We start from the raw sequence: 16,600 nt of genomic DNA, 5'->3' as shown, positions 1-16,600 counted from the left end.
TATCCCCTTTTGCAAATAATAGAAACGCCGTCTTATATGGAAAAAAGGCAGCCGCCGCCAGGCGACAGCCGCACTTCCCCTTTGGTCGTCCATTATATGCGGCTGATGAACTCTCTCATATAATCTTCTACCTCTTTTACAGTGTAATAGGACATTGCCTCTTCTGCCACTGCCTGCAGTTCTTTTATGCTGTAGCCGGTGATCAGCTTTCTGGCGTTTAAGATAGCCGACGCACTCATGCTGAACTCATTTAAGCCGAATGCCAGAAGCAGGGGAATGATCATGGGATCGCTGGCAGCCTCCCCGCACATTCCCACCATAATCCCTTCTCTGCGTCCGCATTCAATGACATGGCGGATGCTTCTTAAAACTGCAGGATTTAATGGGGAATATAAGTAGGATACCTTATCATTTCCCCTGTCCACAGACATGGTGTACTGGGTTAAGTCATTGGTTCCGATGCTGAAGAAATCAACTTCCTTTGCAAACGCATCCGCCATCAAAGAAGCGGCAGCCGTCTCCACCATGATTCCCACTGAAATGTCTTTTTTATAGGCGATTCCCTTTTCATCAAATTCTTTCTTAAGCTCTTCAACAAGGGCCTTTGCTTCTCTGAACTCTTCCAGACAAGTCACCATGGGAACCATGATGCGGATGTTGCCGAACGCGCTGGCTCTTAAAAGGGCCCGCAGCTGAGGCTTGTACACATCTTCCTTCCGGTCCAGGCAGAAACGGATCGCTCTGTAACCCAAAAATGGATTTTCGTCCTTTTCAAGGCCCATATATGGGATTTCCTTATCTCCGCCGATATCCAGAGTCCGGATAATCACAGGCTTGCCGTTCATTGCAACCGCAACCTTCCGGTAAGCTTCAAACTGCTCGTCCTCTGTTGGCATTGAGGTACGGTCCATAAACAAAAATTCCGTACGGAACAGTCCGATTCCTTCCCCGTCATAATGAAGAACCTTTTCCACATCCTCAGGCTTTCCGATATTGGCTACCAATTCAATGGCCGTGCCATCCTTTGTTACGGTAGGCTTTCCGATGTACTGCTCCAGTTCCTTCTTTTCCTTTAAAAAGGCTTCTCTTTTTACGGTATACTCCGTTTTTAACGAATCTTCCGGATTTACGATGACAATTCCCTGAGAACCATCCAGTATCATCTCATCTCCATCGGATACCTTGCTTAAAAATCCCTCAATGGCAACCACTGCAGGAATTTCGAGGGCTCTGGCAAGAATCGCGCTGTGGGATGTCTTTCCTCCCAGTTCTGTGACAATACCTACTACCTTTTCCGGATTGATCCCGGCTGTCATGGAAGGCGTTAAATCTCTTGCAACGATCACACTTCCCTCCGGCAGCGCGGAAATATCCACAGAGCTTACCCCCATGAGTATCTTCTGCACACGGGTTTTGATATCGTGCATATCTGTTGCTCTCTGCTGCATGAGCTCGTCTCCCATAGAAGCAAACATATCGGCATAGGTATTGCATACTTTTTCAACCGCATATTCGCTGTTAACACTCTCCCCTGTTATGGAATTTTCGATCTCACCTGTCAGCATTGGATCGGAAAGGAGCAATAAATGACCATTTAAAATCTCCGCTTCCTTTTCTCCCACTTTTGTTGCCAGATCCTGTGCCAGAATGCCGGTCTCTTCCATGGCCTGTTTGACTGCTGCCTGAAAGCGGGCCTTTTCAGCCTCCGGATCTGTGATTGCCTCTTTCCTGATCTTAAGTTCTGCTTCTTCCACGTTGACGGCCTTCCCAATACCGATTCCCGCAGATGCACTTGTTCCTTTAAACATAATTAGCCTCCTTATTAATTACTGGATCATTCATCTATTCGCCAAGACCCTCTTCAACGGCCTTGACCATGGTTGCCAGAGCTTCCTCCTCATCTGCTCCCTCACAGACAAAAGTAATCTCATCCCCGCTTTTTACGCAGGCACCCAATACGCTAAGCACGCTTTTCGCATTGGCGGTGGTGTTCTTAAATCGAAAACTCACCGAAGAATTAAAGTTCATGGCTTCCTTACAAAGAATCCCCGCCGGCCTTAGGTGCAGGCCGGTAGGATTCTTTATAACAACTTTAGCACTAACCATACTGAATTCCCTCCCTCCATTCCTTCATCAAACGTTCTCATTGTGACTCAGGCACTTCCGTAGAAGTGGCTGTGGTACTTTCATCCGTTCCGGAGACAGGATTTTTATGGGCTACCGTCACATTGAAAGGTGTATAACCAACCACTTCAAATCCTCCTGAAACCTCAAATGTCACCATTCCGGGATGAGGGCCAGCCTCCTGGTCCGTTACGTCAAGAACTGCATTTAAGTTCGTTTCGGTCAAGGCATCCAAATCTGCTTTGAGCCCTTTTACCGTAACATCAGAAGTTTCTTTATCAAAACTGTAATCGTAATCAGCTTCTGCACCCTTCTTATCCAGATTCTTCAGTTTTAAAGTGAATACCCTGGTAGTCAATGGCTCTACCTTCAGCTTCACGGTTACATTCTTATATTCATCCCCTGCAATAGAGGTGTTTGGCGGCAGATACTGGCTTAAATCCAGCTGTACCACCTTATCAGTGGTGGCGCCGTCAATATTCAGCTTATCCGAAGAAACAGATATGCTGGTCAAGGAGGCAAGAAGGGAATTCGTACCTACCACGGGCACGGTTTTAAAGTTGGATTCCAATCCCGTATACCGGTATCCTTTTGCCACATCTCCTGAAACCTCGAAATTGATCGTAAGATTCTTTGCCTTTAGCACGGATACCGTATATTCGATCTCATGCCTGTTGACAGTTACCTTATTTTCCAGTTCCGGCATCTTGTTGCCGTTGGCATCGAAAAAGACCGGATTAGCCACTCCCTTTATATCCGCATTGGCATTATCCACATCGATTTCGATTCCCATATGGTTGATCTGGCCGATCTGGGATTCAGGACCTTCCACTGTCACATAATCCGGTGACAGGGTGATCATTCCCAGTTCATACCCGTCCTCCTGGATTCCTTTGGTCTGAACCTGAAGATCAAACTTCTTGCGCTGAAGCTCTTCCGTTCTGATCCGCATCACCATGGGCTTAGCCGTAATGGTATCGCTCTTTACAAGGTTTTCTTTATCTTTATTAATCTCCACCGTGATTGGAATGGCCCCAGTCACGTTATAGTCCTTTAAATCAACATAGGCATGAAAGTCCGAAGCCCTCAGCAGGGAACGGTCTCTTGTTCTCACCTGATAACTGACTGTTACCGCATCCTTTCCCACAATTTCATAGGTTAAATTTGCAGCCTCCAGCACATCCTCATTGCGCACCTCCACCGTAACCATCTGAGAATCGTCAATGATAGGATTGGAAATATTGACAACAGCCATCCATACTGCAAAGGCAAGCACCAGAGACGAGAGCTTCAGTCCAAGATTATTTAACAGCTTTTCCTTCATTCTTACGCCTTCCCTTCAAAATCCTGAATCTGCTTCCTTCCTCCTGCGACTGTTTTACACCTGCAAGGACTGACCGGAGCATATCAGCATCTGTAATCTTCCTAAGACCGCCTTCCATAGCCACCGTCACACGCCCGGTTTCTTCCGATACCACAATGGTAATGCTGTCGCTTACTTCACTGACGCCTACTGCGGCCCTGTGTCTTGTACCCAGTTCCTTGCTGATGCTCATATTATCGGACAGAGGCAGGTAACAGGTAGCCGCTGCAACACGGTTTCCCCGGATTACCACCGCTCCGTCGTGAAGCGGTGTATTATGCTCAAAGATGTTGATAATAAGCTGGCTGCTTACAACTCCACCCACTTCTATTCCAGTTCGTTCGATCTCCTTTAAAGAATCCACTCGTTCGATTACCATGAGTGCTCCGGTCTTGACCTTTGCCATCTCAAAAGTGGCCTTTACCACCTCGTTGATGGTTTTATCCGTAAAACCGGAATTATCCCTGCCGTCATCAAAGGTGAGAATTCCCGTAAAGGGATTCTTGCTTCCTAACTGCTCCAGAGCCTTCCGAAGCTCCGGCTGGAAGATCACAATCGCCATGGTAACAGCCGGCGTAGCAATTTTATTGAGAATCCAAAAAATATTATCCAACCGGAATACATATGCAAAGAGATAGAAAAGAAGGATCACAATAATTCCCTTTAATAATGTCCATGCTCTTGTATTCATGATCCAGGTCAGCAGCTCATACAGCAGAACGGCTATGATAATAATTTCAACTAAGTTTGTTTTCGATATTCTGGGCAGAAACGATACCCAGGAGTACATTCCGTCTAAAAAATCTGCTATTGTCTCCACCTCCCTTTCCTTTTCCTTATTACTGCCCGTGCTTTTTGGGCAGGGCCGCCCCGCTTTACCGGGTGTAAAGGTATGCCCGCAGGACGCTTCCTACCTCTGCGGCCTTTGGAGTTTTCTGGCATTGATTTTCTGAACTTTCACGTCAGGTGCGCTGACTGTCAGCTTTGGAACTGCCTTGACGTAATAATAATAATCATCATCTTCAAATTGTACGTATTCTGTCCTGGAATAATCCACTGCAAAGACAAAAAATGTATAAATTCCTGCAATTACGATGGAAAACAGGATTCCCACCAGGAGCCCGATAACCGATACCGATACATCTGCAACGATATCTCCGACAAAAATCACGCCAAGCTGCGCAATGGTGCCTGCCACAATGGCGATGATCCAGGAATAATCCATGGATAAGCTCCGGGTAACCGCCACCACTAAAAGAGAAAGAGCAAACGCCGTTACCATCACAAGCATCAGCTTATTAGACAGCAGGACCTTCATGAGCTGCATGAATTTAACGATTTCATCCACCGACATATCGTTGGTCAGCACTCCTGCATTCTGTTTCACATATAAAAGCGTATAATAAATAAATACACCGCAGCTTACCGGTATCACAGATATGGCGCTCCCTGTCAGCCCTACGATCAATGGGATCGCATAAGGGATCTTTAACAGGAAAAATACCGGGGTCAGCACCAGTAAATAACTGTCACCCGGCTGGAATCCGTAATAAAGAAGTCCTGCCACCACAATAAAAACTGCCATGACCAGAGTGATCTCAAGGGAAATTCCCGACAGATGGGCAAGCATAAAGCATGCCGCCAGAAAGGAGATGGCTCCATAGGGCAAAAAAGAGCATACCAGAGCCAGTACCAATGGAATGTATGGCTCCGTCAGCTTTGTCATAAAGCCAATATTCTTATTCATCAGAGAAAACGCCAGGAGACTGAATAGAAACTTGATCACAGGCGTTATATAGATCTCAAACCTGGCATAAAACTCTTTCAATCGTTCTTTAAATACAAGAAGGCTCATCATGATGTCCGTCCTCCCTTAATTCTTTTTAAAGGTCTGGTATTTCCCTCGTACCGCTTGTCCAGCCTTTTTAATTTTGCCAAATATACCTTTGTACCACGGCTGGCATATTCGTATCGCTTCATATATACAACCGCACTGATTCCAAGGTAAATGATCAGTCCAACGAGATAAATCAGTCCAATTCGCATACCGGCTGCCGTTAAGCCCTTCAGTTCCATGGTATTCAGCAACTGTTCCATACCATATAATTCCCATAAAACCAGACATAAAACAAAGCTCAGGGTGTAGCTGAAAAAAGAGCGGAACAGCTTACTGCTGATGTAATCACTTTTAAAGTACCGGTTGATGGGAAATATCCTTTTTCCTTCGTGTTTTTCAAACATTGCAAGGCTGGTCATGATCTTTATTTTCTCTTCACTAAGCATATAGTTCCCTCACTAAACCATAAGATATCACCCTATTATATCATAGAACCTTTTACTTTGCGAGCCGTTTACGGAATTTTTATTAATTTATTAGGTTCTTAAGACAAACCGGCGCTCAGGACGTAAGTCCCGGCACCGGTTTCTTTTTTAGAATCCTCATCTTAAAGCCATCTGAAGCCGTTCCATCTCATAGAATTCTCCCTTTTGGGCCATCAGCTCCTGATAACTTCCTTCTTCTCTTATCCTTCCCTTATCTAACACCACGATACGGTCTGCCCCTCTGACCGTGGAAAGCCTGTGAGCCACAATAAAGGTGGTTCTATCCTGAATCAGATGATCCAGGGCATCCTGAATCTCCTTCTCCGATATGGTATCCAGGGCTGAAGTGGCTTCATCCAGTATGATAACTCTCGGGTCCCGTATGATCGCCCGGGCAATGGAGATCCTTTGTCTCTGCCCGCCGCTTAAATTGGAACCGTGCTCACCGATCATGGTGTCAAGGCCCTTGGGAAGCTTTGCGATGACTGACTTTAAGTTGGCTGCTTCCACTGCATGTCCGATCTCCTCTTCCGAAACGCATTCCAGGCCGTAAACAATATTTTCCCTGACCGTTCCTGTAAAGAGGACCGGAGACTGGGGTACCACAGAAATAAATCTCCGGTAGCTTCGTAAGTTGATGTCATTCACATCCATGCCATCGATCAAAAGCCTTCCATCCGAGGGCGTGATGAACCCAATAATCAGGTTAAGGACGGTCGTCTTTCCGGAACCGGATTCTCCTACCAGAGCAATGGTTTCTCCCGCCTTTACCTCCAGCTGGAAGCCATCAAGCACCTGTTCTTCGGAATTCTTATAGGAAAACTGCACGTTATGAAAAGAATAGTCTCCTTTTAACTCCTTCATTTCTGTCTTTCCATCGTTATGTTCCACATCGTCTGAAACCAGAATCTCACCGATGGAGGTAACGGATTCCAGTCCCTTTGTCAGGATCGGAAGAAGGTTTATAAGGGAAGTGAATTGGTTTACAACCGTTGTAAAACTGGACTGATAAAAGGTCACATCTCCAATCTTTATGAGTCCCTTTAATGCCATGAAACCAGAAAAGCCCAGGCAGAGAGCCTGAAACACCTGGAACACACACCAGCTGACCGCGCCGAAATGAGCCTGTATCATATCCAGACGGTACCCCTTATCCGCAGTTTCTTCCAGCTGCTCCTTGATCTTTTCCACTTCCTTCTGTTCCAGGGCATGGGCCCTTGTCACAGGAACCAGCTCCACCATCTCCATGACCCGGGCGCTGGTCTCTTCCATTTCCTGACGGAATGCCCGGTTTTCCCTGTGTATTTTCTTCCGGAAGGCAATGACTGTTACTGAGGTCAAGGGCGCCACCATGAGGAAAAATAAAAGGACAACTTTGTTTTTTACTGCTGTAATGGACAGGGTGATCACCAGATTCATTATAATGTTCATCAGGTTTACAAAGAGCTGGGATGACAGGGTTTCTACCGCTTCTACATCCCGGATAATCTTTGACTGAAGGCGTCCCGACTGGATTTCCGTATGGTAGGGAATGGAAAGCTCCTGAAGCTTCCTCACCAAAGCCCCTCTTAAGCCAGCCTCAGTCTTACGGATGACTTTATTTTTATATTTGTTATGAAACCAGTTGGCAGGCAGATGGATGACCAGCAGCCCAAGCCAGACCGCCACATTTAATAAAATGGCCTGTTTTCCAGCCTCACCTCCTTCCAGGGCCCCATTGATCACATTGGCAATCAGCAGAGCCGAAAAAAGGCTGGGAGCATGCTTGATCAGAAAAAAGAAGGTGGAGATTAAGAACTTATGATACTGGCCCTTATAAAAACCCAGAAGAACCATGACGGAATGATTCCCGTATTTTTGATAACACCGGACAAAACGGCGTTCAATTTCTTCATAATTTTTCATAGCCCGCTCCTTAGGAAACATCAAGTCCCGTATTTTCCGGATACTCTTCCCTGGTTTCCAGGAGATCCCCATAGGGAGATCCCAGTTTTTGCAGCTCGTCACAGAGAAAACCGGCCATAAGGACTGCTCCCTCAGGCTTTAAATGGGTATTGTCCTTCGGCCACATAAAATAGGCTTTTGAGGCCAGATCTCCCAGAGATGCCAGATAGGTTTCCGTAATCGCTGTCAAATCGATAACAGGAACACCTGCTTTTCTTCCGGTCCGCTTGACCGCCTCCGGGTACGCACCGTGGCTGCCCGGCCGGAAGACTCCGTTTTCATCAAATATCCTTCTGGCTATGGGGGTGATCAGGACTGGCCAGGCGTCCTTTTCCTTTGCGGCGTTAATAAACCGTATGAGATTTTCCGGAAAAGTAGTGTCCGGATCCGTATGCCTTGCCGGATCGTCTTTTTCATCGTTGTGACCGAACTGGATAAAGAGATAATCTCCTTTCTTTATCTCGTTTTCGATCAGAGCAAGGCGCCCCTCATCAATAAAAGATTTTGTACTCCGCCCATTCTGGGCAAAGCTTTTCATTTCCACGGAATCCTTTAAGTATAATAACAGTGCCTGGGATATCCCGGTCTGTGGATAGGTGGATATCTTATTGAATTTCACTGTGCTGTCTCCAGCATAATAGATTACTGCCATTTACATACACTCCATACATGGCTCCTGTAAAGCGCTTGCCTTTTACCAGGCCCTCCGAACAGATGGAGGTCACATCTGTCCATTGCCACAGAAGCTTACTGTTTAATAAAAAGTTTCTTATAAGTCCGTTTGTATCCACCCGGAATGTCACCGGGCCCTGGAACCGGAACGGCTTTGTTTCTGTCCTTACATAGGTGTCGTCTACATATTCAGATACAAATACCTGGTCCCTTGTCACTCCGAATTTTATGTAAGTATTCTCATCATAATAAAGGGTCACGCCTGCGTCCGAGGTAAACGCCTCTTCTCCCTCATGGGGAAAACTCATTTCAAATTCCACGGAAAAGCGAAAATCAGGCTGACTCTTCACTAAAAGGCTCTTGCACTCCCTCTGGTTTAAGTCAAGCCCATCCCCCTTGATCCATATGGTTCCATCCGAATTTTCCCCTACGATTTCCGGATCTTTTGTTCTGGGGGAAAGCCATACCTCTGGCGCCTGCCCCTCAAAGCTCTTCCCCTCAAAGTTCTGCCTTAAATCAGCGGGAAATGGTAAAGCTGCCATGTAGGATGGCCCTCTCCCCCGATTGATGACTGGCCAGCTATCGGCTGACCAGGTCATTTCATCCAGACAGGTTTCTCTGCCTAACATCCCCCACCGGCCTTCCAGGAAGCGGGAACACAGGTACACGATGAACCATCTTCCATCCGGAGTCTGTACTGGTTTTCCGTGACCGCAGCACTGGATGCTTCCGATCTCATCCTTTTGCTGCAAAATGGGATTATAGGGGCAGTTTTCATAAGGGCCAAACAGGCTTTTGGACCTTGCCGCAGTGATCATGTGGCCCTTTCCCGTTCCTCCCTCTGCAAGAAAGCAGTAATAGTATCCATCCTTTTTTATGATATGCGGCCCCTCCGGTGCATGGCCGGAATGGCCGTACCATATAAGAGAAGGCTCTGTGAGAATCCTCGTTCCATCCTCTGATATCTCCATGATCCGGGCTCCCCGGTTTAAAAGCATGTACCGTTTCCCGTCGTCATCAGTAAAAAGAGAGGGGTCGATCCCCAGTACATTGTGGATGACCGGTGTTTCGTAAGGTCCCTCCGGACTCCCGGAGCTGGTGATCATCTGGGTCTGGATAAAAGGGGCATCGTCGTTCCTTCTTAAGGTGGCGCAGATATAGAACCTTCCGTTGTGATAGCTGATATCCGGAGCCCAAAAGCCCCTTCCGCCCTCCAGCTCTCCTAAGTATTCCTCCGCCCACTTCGGGTCCGTCACCCCATATCCGATGGTTTTCCAATGGACTAAATCCCTGGAATGGGAAATAGGAATACAGGGAAAGCAGATAAAGCTGGAATTGACCATATAGTAATCTTCCCCCACCCGAACGATGCTGGGATCCGGATGCATCCCCCTGCACACCGGGTTCCGGTAGCAATCCTCATAGGAAAAACCGCAGGACGACTGAAAGTATTTCTCAATGGGAGAAATGCCCCGGGCCAGATCGTAGGGTGTTACCATATCCTGATTGGCCCATGCAGGATCCATACCGCATGTTTCCACCAAATATTTTACAAGATCCGGATTCTTCCCTTTTACTGCATAGTGAAGCAGGCTGTTTCCCTTTTCATCGCAGTCTTCCGTATTAAAGGAGTGATCGATCAGACGGATAACCGCCGGCTGATCCCCATTTTTTGCTGCTTTAAAGGCCTGTTTCGCAATTGCTTCTGTCTTCGATGTGTATGAAATCATATTCTCCGTACCCCTCTGAAATTACATTGTTTTTGTTTGAGCTCCAGAGGCAGAGCTTTGCCCCGGTCCAGGTGGCTCTCCGCAGTGGATTGGCCTCTCCTATGGATGTGTAGCGTATTCCATCCGCAGACCAGAAAAACCGGTAGGTCTTGTTTCGGAATACTTCTACCTTAAGATAAACCGTATCCTTCTCATAGGGGCTGGAAACTTCCTGGTTCTCCTTTGCTTCTCCCTCATATTCCTTATATGTGACGGTTCCCGAATAGAGCACTAGCCGGTTGCCGGCCTCTGTTTTCATCAGCCCCATATAAGCATATGAATGGCCGATCATGCCGATAACCGCCACATCTCCTGTTTCCTTTCCCTTAAGCTTTACCTTTGTCACCGCAGAAAAGGCCTGGTGCTGGGGGATCTGGGTCATGGCGTTGGGAGCATACCATAAGAGATTTTCTCTTGCCGGGTTCGCAAGACAGAAAAGCCGGATTCCGGAATGTCCATTTATGGAATAGAAGGTATCCTGCGGATTGGCCTGCCATTGCCACTGAAGGCCCAGGCGGTTCCCGCAAAAATCATCGGACTGGACGATCCGGTACTCCGGCTGTCCTTTGGCTGGAATATCCCACTCCTTTACAGGTTCTCCGATGCCATCCCCGTTCTGCTCGCTTCCAATAAAGGGCCATCCTGCATGAAAGCACAGGGGCTGAAGGTGGGTGATTCTCCCCAGCTCGGTCACATCCTGGAAATGGACAAACCAGTGTCTTCCGTCGCCCGCTGTTACCCAGCCTCCCTGATGAGGGCCATTTACCTCTGTATTTCCCTGGTGCATGACGATCCGGTATTCATATGGACCTGTGACAGCTTCTGCGCGCAGAGCGGACTGCCATCCGGCTGCCACGCCTCCGGAAGGCATCAGGATATAATAATATCCCTGATACTTGTAAAGTTTTGGTCCTTCCGTGGTTGGCCCAAGCTGCTTTCCGTCAAAAATGGTAACCGGCTCTCCCAAAAGCTTTGTGCACTGGGAGTCGATCTCCACCAGATCCAGCCGGTGCTTGATGCCGCTGCGGCTGTTTGCATAGGCAAATACCATATAGGCTTTCCCATCGTCATCCCAAAAAGGACATGGATCGATCCAGCCTCTGGCTGGATGCAGGCAATTCAAGGCAAACTCTCCATATGGATCTGCGGACCGGGCCACAAAGATCCCTTCATCCGGCAGCGGAACGAACACGTAGAATATCCCGTCATGAAATCGAATGGACGGAGCCCAGGTTCCTGAACCATGGGAAGGCTTGTTGTATTTATCAAAGGGAAGAGTGCGGACACAATAGTTGATGATTTCCCAGTGGACCAAATCTCTGGAATGAAGAAGGGGAACCCCTGGAAGATAGGTAAAGGAAGAGGCCACCATATAGTAATCCTCTCCCACCCGGATGACATCCGGATCTGAATAATCTGCATACAAGATCGGATTTTGATACATTGTTATTACCCCCTTGTCATATTATTAACATAGAGAAAAAGGGACAGACATTCTGCCCCTTTCCCTGCCAGGCCGTTATTCCTTTACAGCTCCGATATTCACACCCTGAATAAAATACTTCTGGCAGAACGGATAAATGATCATAAAGGGCAGGATTGCTACGATGACTGCAGCATTTTTCACCGTATTCTCCGTTGCTCCCCCAACTGCCGTTGGCAGATCACTTCCCATTATGACAGATCTTAACTTCATTTGGAAGTTGTAAAGGTTTTCATTGGTAATATAAAGTTTATAATTGGTGTAATCGTTCCAGTAACCTACGGCATACATCAGGCCAATGGCCGTAAGAGCCGCCTTGGAAAGAGGAAGGACAATCCCGAAGAATATCCTCATCGGGGAACAGCCGTCTATTTCCGCGGATTCAAACAGACTTACCGGAATTCCTTCAAAGAAATTTCTCATCAGGACCATATTGTAAACATTGATGGCCGGAAGAAGGATCACCACAAACAGGGTATTGGTCAGGTGAAGCCCCTTCATCACCAGATAAGTTGGGATCATACCGCCGTTAAATATCATCGTAAACAGCAGAAGGTTAGCAAAAAAATTTCTGCCGGGCATCTTCCACTGAATCAGGACATAGGCTCCAAGAGTGGAAATGGTAAGGCCGATAAAGGTTCCGGCGACTGTGGTAAGACAGGATACCAGGAACGGCCGGTACAGAGTCGGGTTTGTGAATACGGAAATGTATCCCTCAAGGCCAAACTCCTCCGGAAACAGCTTCATACCGTAAGCTGTTTTTAAGTCCAGGGAGTCAATCAGTACTTTGTAAATGGGGATAATCATAACTAAGCTTATGAGCACGAATATCATCACCAGCACATAGTCAAATGCGGTTGCTTTCTTTTTCATTTCTTTCTCCCCTCTATACAATTCCTCTTCCGCGGACCTTGTGGCTTGCCTTGTTGCAGATCAGGACAAGGAAGCAGCCAACCAATGAAGAGGTCAGGCCTACTGCCGTGGTATAGCCGTAGTCAGGAAGAGCGCCGGAATTGAATGTTTGTGTGTAAATGTAAGTCTGAAGAACATCCGCTTTCTGAACAACCGCATCATTTTGCAGTACGAATACGGATTCAAATAAGTTCATGACTTTGGCCAGATTTAAAATCAGAACCGTGATGATGGTATTGGAAAGGCCCGGCAGGGTAATGTAACGCATCTGGTTCCACCTCCCTGCCCCGTCCATGGAGGCAGCCTCGTAAAGCTCCGGGCTGATCCCGGACAGCGTCGCCATGAAGATGATCGTTCCCCAGCCGGTGTCCTTCCAGATGTTGATGATGTAAAACATCGGCCGCCACCATTTCTGGTTTCCCAGAAAATAGATTCCATCGTTTACAATTCCAAGCTTCATTAGTATGGAGTTGACCAGTCCTGCACCGGTGGGAGAAAGAATTAAGGTAAAGACGGAGGCAGTAACCACCCATGACATGAAATGAGGAAGGTATACCACTGTCTGGGAAAACTTTTTGAAAACCAGGGACCTGATCTCATTAAGCATAAGAGAAAGTACGACTCCCATGAACGTATTTAACAGTAGCTTGGTGACACTTAAGGTGATGGTATTGCCGAAAGCGCTCCAAAACCCGGGCATGTTAACCATCTTTTCAAAATTTGCCAGGCCTACGAATACAGGATCCTTGATTCCTTTATAGGAAAAGAAAGCAAGCCGGATTCCGAACATGGGAAGATAATGAAAGATCACTGCAAAAATAAGAACAGGAAGGAACATTATGTAAAAACCTCTGTAATAATAAATCGAAACAAGCAGAGGACGTTTATTTTCGCCTGCAGCATTTGCTGCAGGCCTTCTTCTTAATTTACTCATACTCTACCTTCCTGAACTATTTTGCAGATGTCTGTTCATTTAAGGAATCAACGATCATCTGGGACCATTTTGCCCCATTTTCAGCCTCAAAGCGCTTATAACCCTCCTCGATGGAGATCCCCTGGACAACAACGTCTGCAATGATGGAGTTCTTTAATGTGGTCAAATCTCCGTTGTAAGTTGCCATTACTTCAGTGGAAGGAACGATCTGAGCCTGACGGCAGTTTTCATTGAACATGATCTGGGATTCCCTGGCTGATTCCTCTACCGTATCTTCACCGGGATTATTCTCCCATTCCGTAATGGAGAGCATGGGATCCATATGCTGTTTTGTATACTGTGTACCTGGAAACTCCAGGCTTTCCTTTAAATGAAATACGCCATCCCCATATGTATTGTCCAGCACAGCCTCTGCCTTTGTTGACCAGTGGATGTCTTCCACACCGTAAGTCCACAGGGTCTGCATATCGCCTCCATCCAGCATGGATTCGATGAGATACTTATACACGCCTTCCGGATTCTCACAGGCAGATGTAATTGCCCATACGGGAGGAATTCTTTCTATATATGTACCTGTTTCCTTAAGTGGTTTTAAAGCGACCAGCTCGCCGTCTTTTCCGTTCTTCTCCAGATTGCTCTTTAAATTTGTTGCCCATGTACCTGCCCAGTAAGTAAACACACCAAACTTATCCTCATAAAATTTGTTGCGGCAATCCTTGCTTCCGTTGGTCAGGGTTTCCTTATCGATATAGCCGGCTGCATAAGCTTCCCTCAGCCTTGTCAGGGCTTCCTTAAAGTTATCCTTTGTAAATCCGTCGTACCATACGCCGTCCTCTCCCTTTATAAAGGAAGGATATGCATCCTGGTAAAATTCAGGCAGATAATTTACATAGGGAGCCTCTGTTCCAACGATTCCTGGTGCGGAAACACCGTAGGTATCCCCATTGACTCCGTTTCCATCCGGATCACCCTCTGTAAACGCCTTCAGCATGTCATAATACTCGTCATAGGTTTCTGGTACTTCCAAACCGCAATTATCCAGCCATGCTTTCTTTACATAGGTGATGCAGCCATTTCCCCTGGTAACAGGGAGGCCATATAAGTGTCCGTCGATCTTCATATTTTCAATTACATCTTCACCTGTCACACGACCGGAAGCCTTTAATTCTGAATTCTCCCAGGTGTCTGTCATGTCCCACAATGCCCCCTCCTGCGCATATCCGGTATAATAGGAAGAAGACAGAATGATTGCATCCGGCCAGTTATCAGGGCCCGAAGCAAAGGTCTGTCCAACTACATCATAATAGGCATCATGATCCGGCTGTATAAACTCCAGTTCAATTCCGGTAAGCTCCTCCCATCGTTTCTCAAAGGCATCTCTGTTATTAATTTTGGTGGTAACCGTTCCGTCTACTAAAACAGTAATCTTTTCCGGTTTTTTGATCTCATTTTCCCCTGTTGCCTCACCGATAGCAGAGCCGGAACCGGTGGTTGGTACTTCTGCAGTCTTTGAAGCGCATCCGCTTAAGATGACGGAGGCCGCCATTGTCACGGCCATTCCAGCTGCAAACATTTTCTTGATTCTCATTTCATACCTCCCATAAGAGTTTATTTGTGGTGCGAATTTTTTTCGCATTGCCATGATAGCATCCGGCACCTCCATTATCAACGCTCAATTTTACATGCCATTGTACACTTTTTTCTATGCCCGGATACAATTCATTTTTTCATTGTGCAATTGATATGTTTTTTTCCTTTATCATTACCTGGAAATGAATGATATGTTAAAATACAGGCTGTTTTTGAATACATTTTTTACTATCAGTGTGCAGATTTTACCCTGTTATTCCAATTTGTTGCTTTTGATAATAATTCATACTATAATTTCTTCATATGAAAAAAGGAATGGTAAACATGAAAAAACAAAATAGCGGCATCTCATTTAAAAATCAGTTAATGTTGTCCTACATTCTGATACTGGCAATAATTCTTATTATCGGAGTAATATTGTACTACATATCCTGCTGCCAGGTTAAAAACGGTATCAACAAACAGAACCGGCTCACCCTCTCTTCCTCTGTCACTCAGCTGGATTACACCATGAAACTGATGAATGCAGCAGCGAGACAGACCTCTTCCAATATCCTGTTCAATGATCTTTCTCATCTGACAGGGGATGAAGAACCCGATTTTTACCACCTGGCCTATAAGACCCAGCAGAGTTTAAAATCCATCACTCCGGTTGAGCTGCTGCTTCCTATCAGTAATTCATTTATTTATATGAAAAATTCCAAATACGCAGTTTCTTCCACCCTGTTTTCGGATTACGATTTTTATATCCGGCATAACACAACGTATCAGATCGAACCCAAACAGTTTTCCGAAGCCCTTTTAAACAGTGAATTCTGGAACAAATTCATCCCCTTCGGACATTTACAGAGTACCTCCAGGAGCTTCCTCTACATCCAGCCCCTCACCGCCTCAGTTCTTAAAGCAGGTGCGGATTCTGTTCTTTGTTATGAATTTGACTATGACCTGATCACAGCGTATTTTTCAGACATGAACTTATATGGAGAAGGGTACCTGGTTGCTTATGACAAAAACGGCTCCCAGGCGTTCCTTCTGTCCGGAGCAGGGGAGGCAGAGAACTCTGATGCCTTAAAAGGACTGGATTACGGAAACCAGACAGCCCACTTTACCCCCAAGGGGCACCGCCAGGAGATGCTGGTGACCACGGTTGCTTCTTCCTATAATAATTGGACCTACTATCTGGTCCAGCCTGCGGATAAGGCTTATTACTCTATCCTCCCTTACCAGCGTTTTTTTACGGCCATTACCATTGCGTCCTTATGTCTGGGCGGAATCATAGCGGGAATTTTTTCTTCCTTCGGCAGCCGCTGCCTGACCCAGCTTGCAAATGAGCTGACTGTAAAGGAATCCATGGCTACCTCTTTAAACCTTTTGGTGGAGAAACAGAAGCCTGTGGTCGTTGAATCCTACATGAGAAGGATTATGGAGGGAAGCATCACCACCAACGATGAGATGCAGTACATCATAGGTGAGCTTTCCCTGGACCG

General features: G+C 46.5%; 14 protein-coding genes. 1 reads left to right on the top strand and 13 read right to left on the bottom strand.

The window, feature by feature from the left end; genetic code table 11:
- Positions 1-92: 92 nt before the first annotated feature.
- The 13 genes from ptsP to RT269_RS04990 all read right to left on the bottom strand — a co-directional run bounded on the left by ptsP (position 93) and on the right by RT269_RS04990 (position 15,111).
- Positions 93-1,808 (bottom strand): phosphoenolpyruvate--protein phosphotransferase, encoded by a 1,716-nt coding sequence (gene ptsP, locus RT269_RS05050; RefSeq protein ID WP_313180964.1) that lies wholly within the window; start codon positions 1,806-1,808, stop codon positions 93-95.
- Between the two features lie 34 nt (positions 1,809-1,842).
- The gene (locus RT269_RS05045; RefSeq protein ID WP_025232049.1) at positions 1,843-2,106 is read right to left on the bottom strand and encodes an HPr family phosphocarrier protein; all 264 of its coding nucleotides are present in this window, start codon (positions 2,104-2,106) and stop codon (positions 1,843-1,845) included.
- A gap of 37 nt (positions 2,107-2,143) precedes the next feature.
- On the bottom strand, positions 2,144-3,448 hold the full coding sequence (locus RT269_RS05040; protein WP_313180963.1) for a CdaR family protein: 1,305 nt from the start codon (positions 3,446-3,448) through the stop codon (positions 2,144-2,146).
- On the bottom strand, positions 3,426-4,298 hold the full coding sequence (gene cdaA, locus RT269_RS05035; RefSeq protein WP_313181073.1) for a diadenylate cyclase CdaA: 873 nt from the start codon (positions 4,296-4,298) through the stop codon (positions 3,426-3,428). The genes RT269_RS05040 and cdaA overlap by 23 nt, the downstream gene beginning before the upstream one ends.
- Positions 4,299-4,397: 99 nt before the next feature.
- Positions 4,398-5,345: an ABC transporter permease gene (locus tag RT269_RS05030; RefSeq protein WP_313180962.1), complete on the bottom strand. Its 948-nt coding sequence runs from the start codon at positions 5,343-5,345 to the stop codon at positions 4,398-4,400.
- Positions 5,342-5,770: a hypothetical protein gene (locus tag RT269_RS05025; RefSeq protein WP_313180961.1), complete on the bottom strand. Its 429-nt coding sequence runs from the start codon at positions 5,768-5,770 to the stop codon at positions 5,342-5,344. The genes RT269_RS05030 and RT269_RS05025 overlap by 4 nt, the downstream gene beginning before the upstream one ends.
- 156 nt (positions 5,771-5,926) lie before the next feature.
- Positions 5,927-7,714, bottom strand: coding sequence for an ABC transporter ATP-binding protein (locus tag RT269_RS05020; RefSeq protein ID WP_313180959.1), 1,788 nt, complete (start codon positions 7,712-7,714; stop codon positions 5,927-5,929).
- Positions 7,715-7,724: 10 nt separating this feature from the next.
- On the bottom strand, positions 7,725-8,405 hold the full coding sequence (locus RT269_RS05015; RefSeq protein WP_313180958.1) for a rhamnogalacturonan acetylesterase: 681 nt from the start codon (positions 8,403-8,405) through the stop codon (positions 7,725-7,727).
- The gene (locus RT269_RS05010) at positions 8,359-10,155 is read right to left on the bottom strand and encodes a family 43 glycosylhydrolase (protein WP_313180957.1); all 1,797 of its coding nucleotides are present in this window, start codon (positions 10,153-10,155) and stop codon (positions 8,359-8,361) included. Before RT269_RS05010 ends, RT269_RS05015 begins: the two co-directional genes overlap by 47 nt.
- On the bottom strand, positions 10,106-11,644 hold the full coding sequence (locus RT269_RS05005) for a glycoside hydrolase 43 family protein (RefSeq protein ID WP_313181072.1): 1,539 nt from the start codon (positions 11,642-11,644) through the stop codon (positions 10,106-10,108). Before RT269_RS05005 ends, RT269_RS05010 begins: the two co-directional genes overlap by 50 nt.
- A 69-nt stretch (positions 11,645-11,713) precedes the next feature.
- Positions 11,714-12,550, bottom strand: coding sequence for a carbohydrate ABC transporter permease (locus tag RT269_RS05000; protein WP_313180955.1), 837 nt, complete (start codon positions 12,548-12,550; stop codon positions 11,714-11,716).
- A 13-nt stretch (positions 12,551-12,563) separates the two neighbouring features.
- Positions 12,564-13,523 (bottom strand): ABC transporter permease, encoded by a 960-nt coding sequence (locus RT269_RS04995; protein ID WP_313180954.1) that lies wholly within the window; start codon positions 13,521-13,523, stop codon positions 12,564-12,566.
- A gap of 16 nt (positions 13,524-13,539) precedes the next feature.
- On the bottom strand, positions 13,540-15,111 hold the full coding sequence (locus RT269_RS04990) for an extracellular solute-binding protein (protein ID WP_313180953.1): 1,572 nt from the start codon (positions 15,109-15,111) through the stop codon (positions 13,540-13,542).
- Between the two features lie 326 nt (positions 15,112-15,437).
- Between RT269_RS04990 and RT269_RS04985 the strand changes: the two genes are divergently transcribed.
- Positions 15,438-16,600, top strand: a 1,163-nt coding sequence (locus RT269_RS04985; RefSeq protein WP_313180952.1) for a hypothetical protein, incomplete at its 3' end; no start/stop codon positions are given.

The organism is Lacrimispora sp. (assembly GCF_032078915.1).
GTDB lineage: Bacteria > Bacillota > Clostridia > Lachnospirales > Lachnospiraceae > Lacrimispora.
The sequence above is the reverse complement of the archived record's forward strand: the minus strand, read 5'-3'. Positions and strand labels throughout refer to the sequence as shown.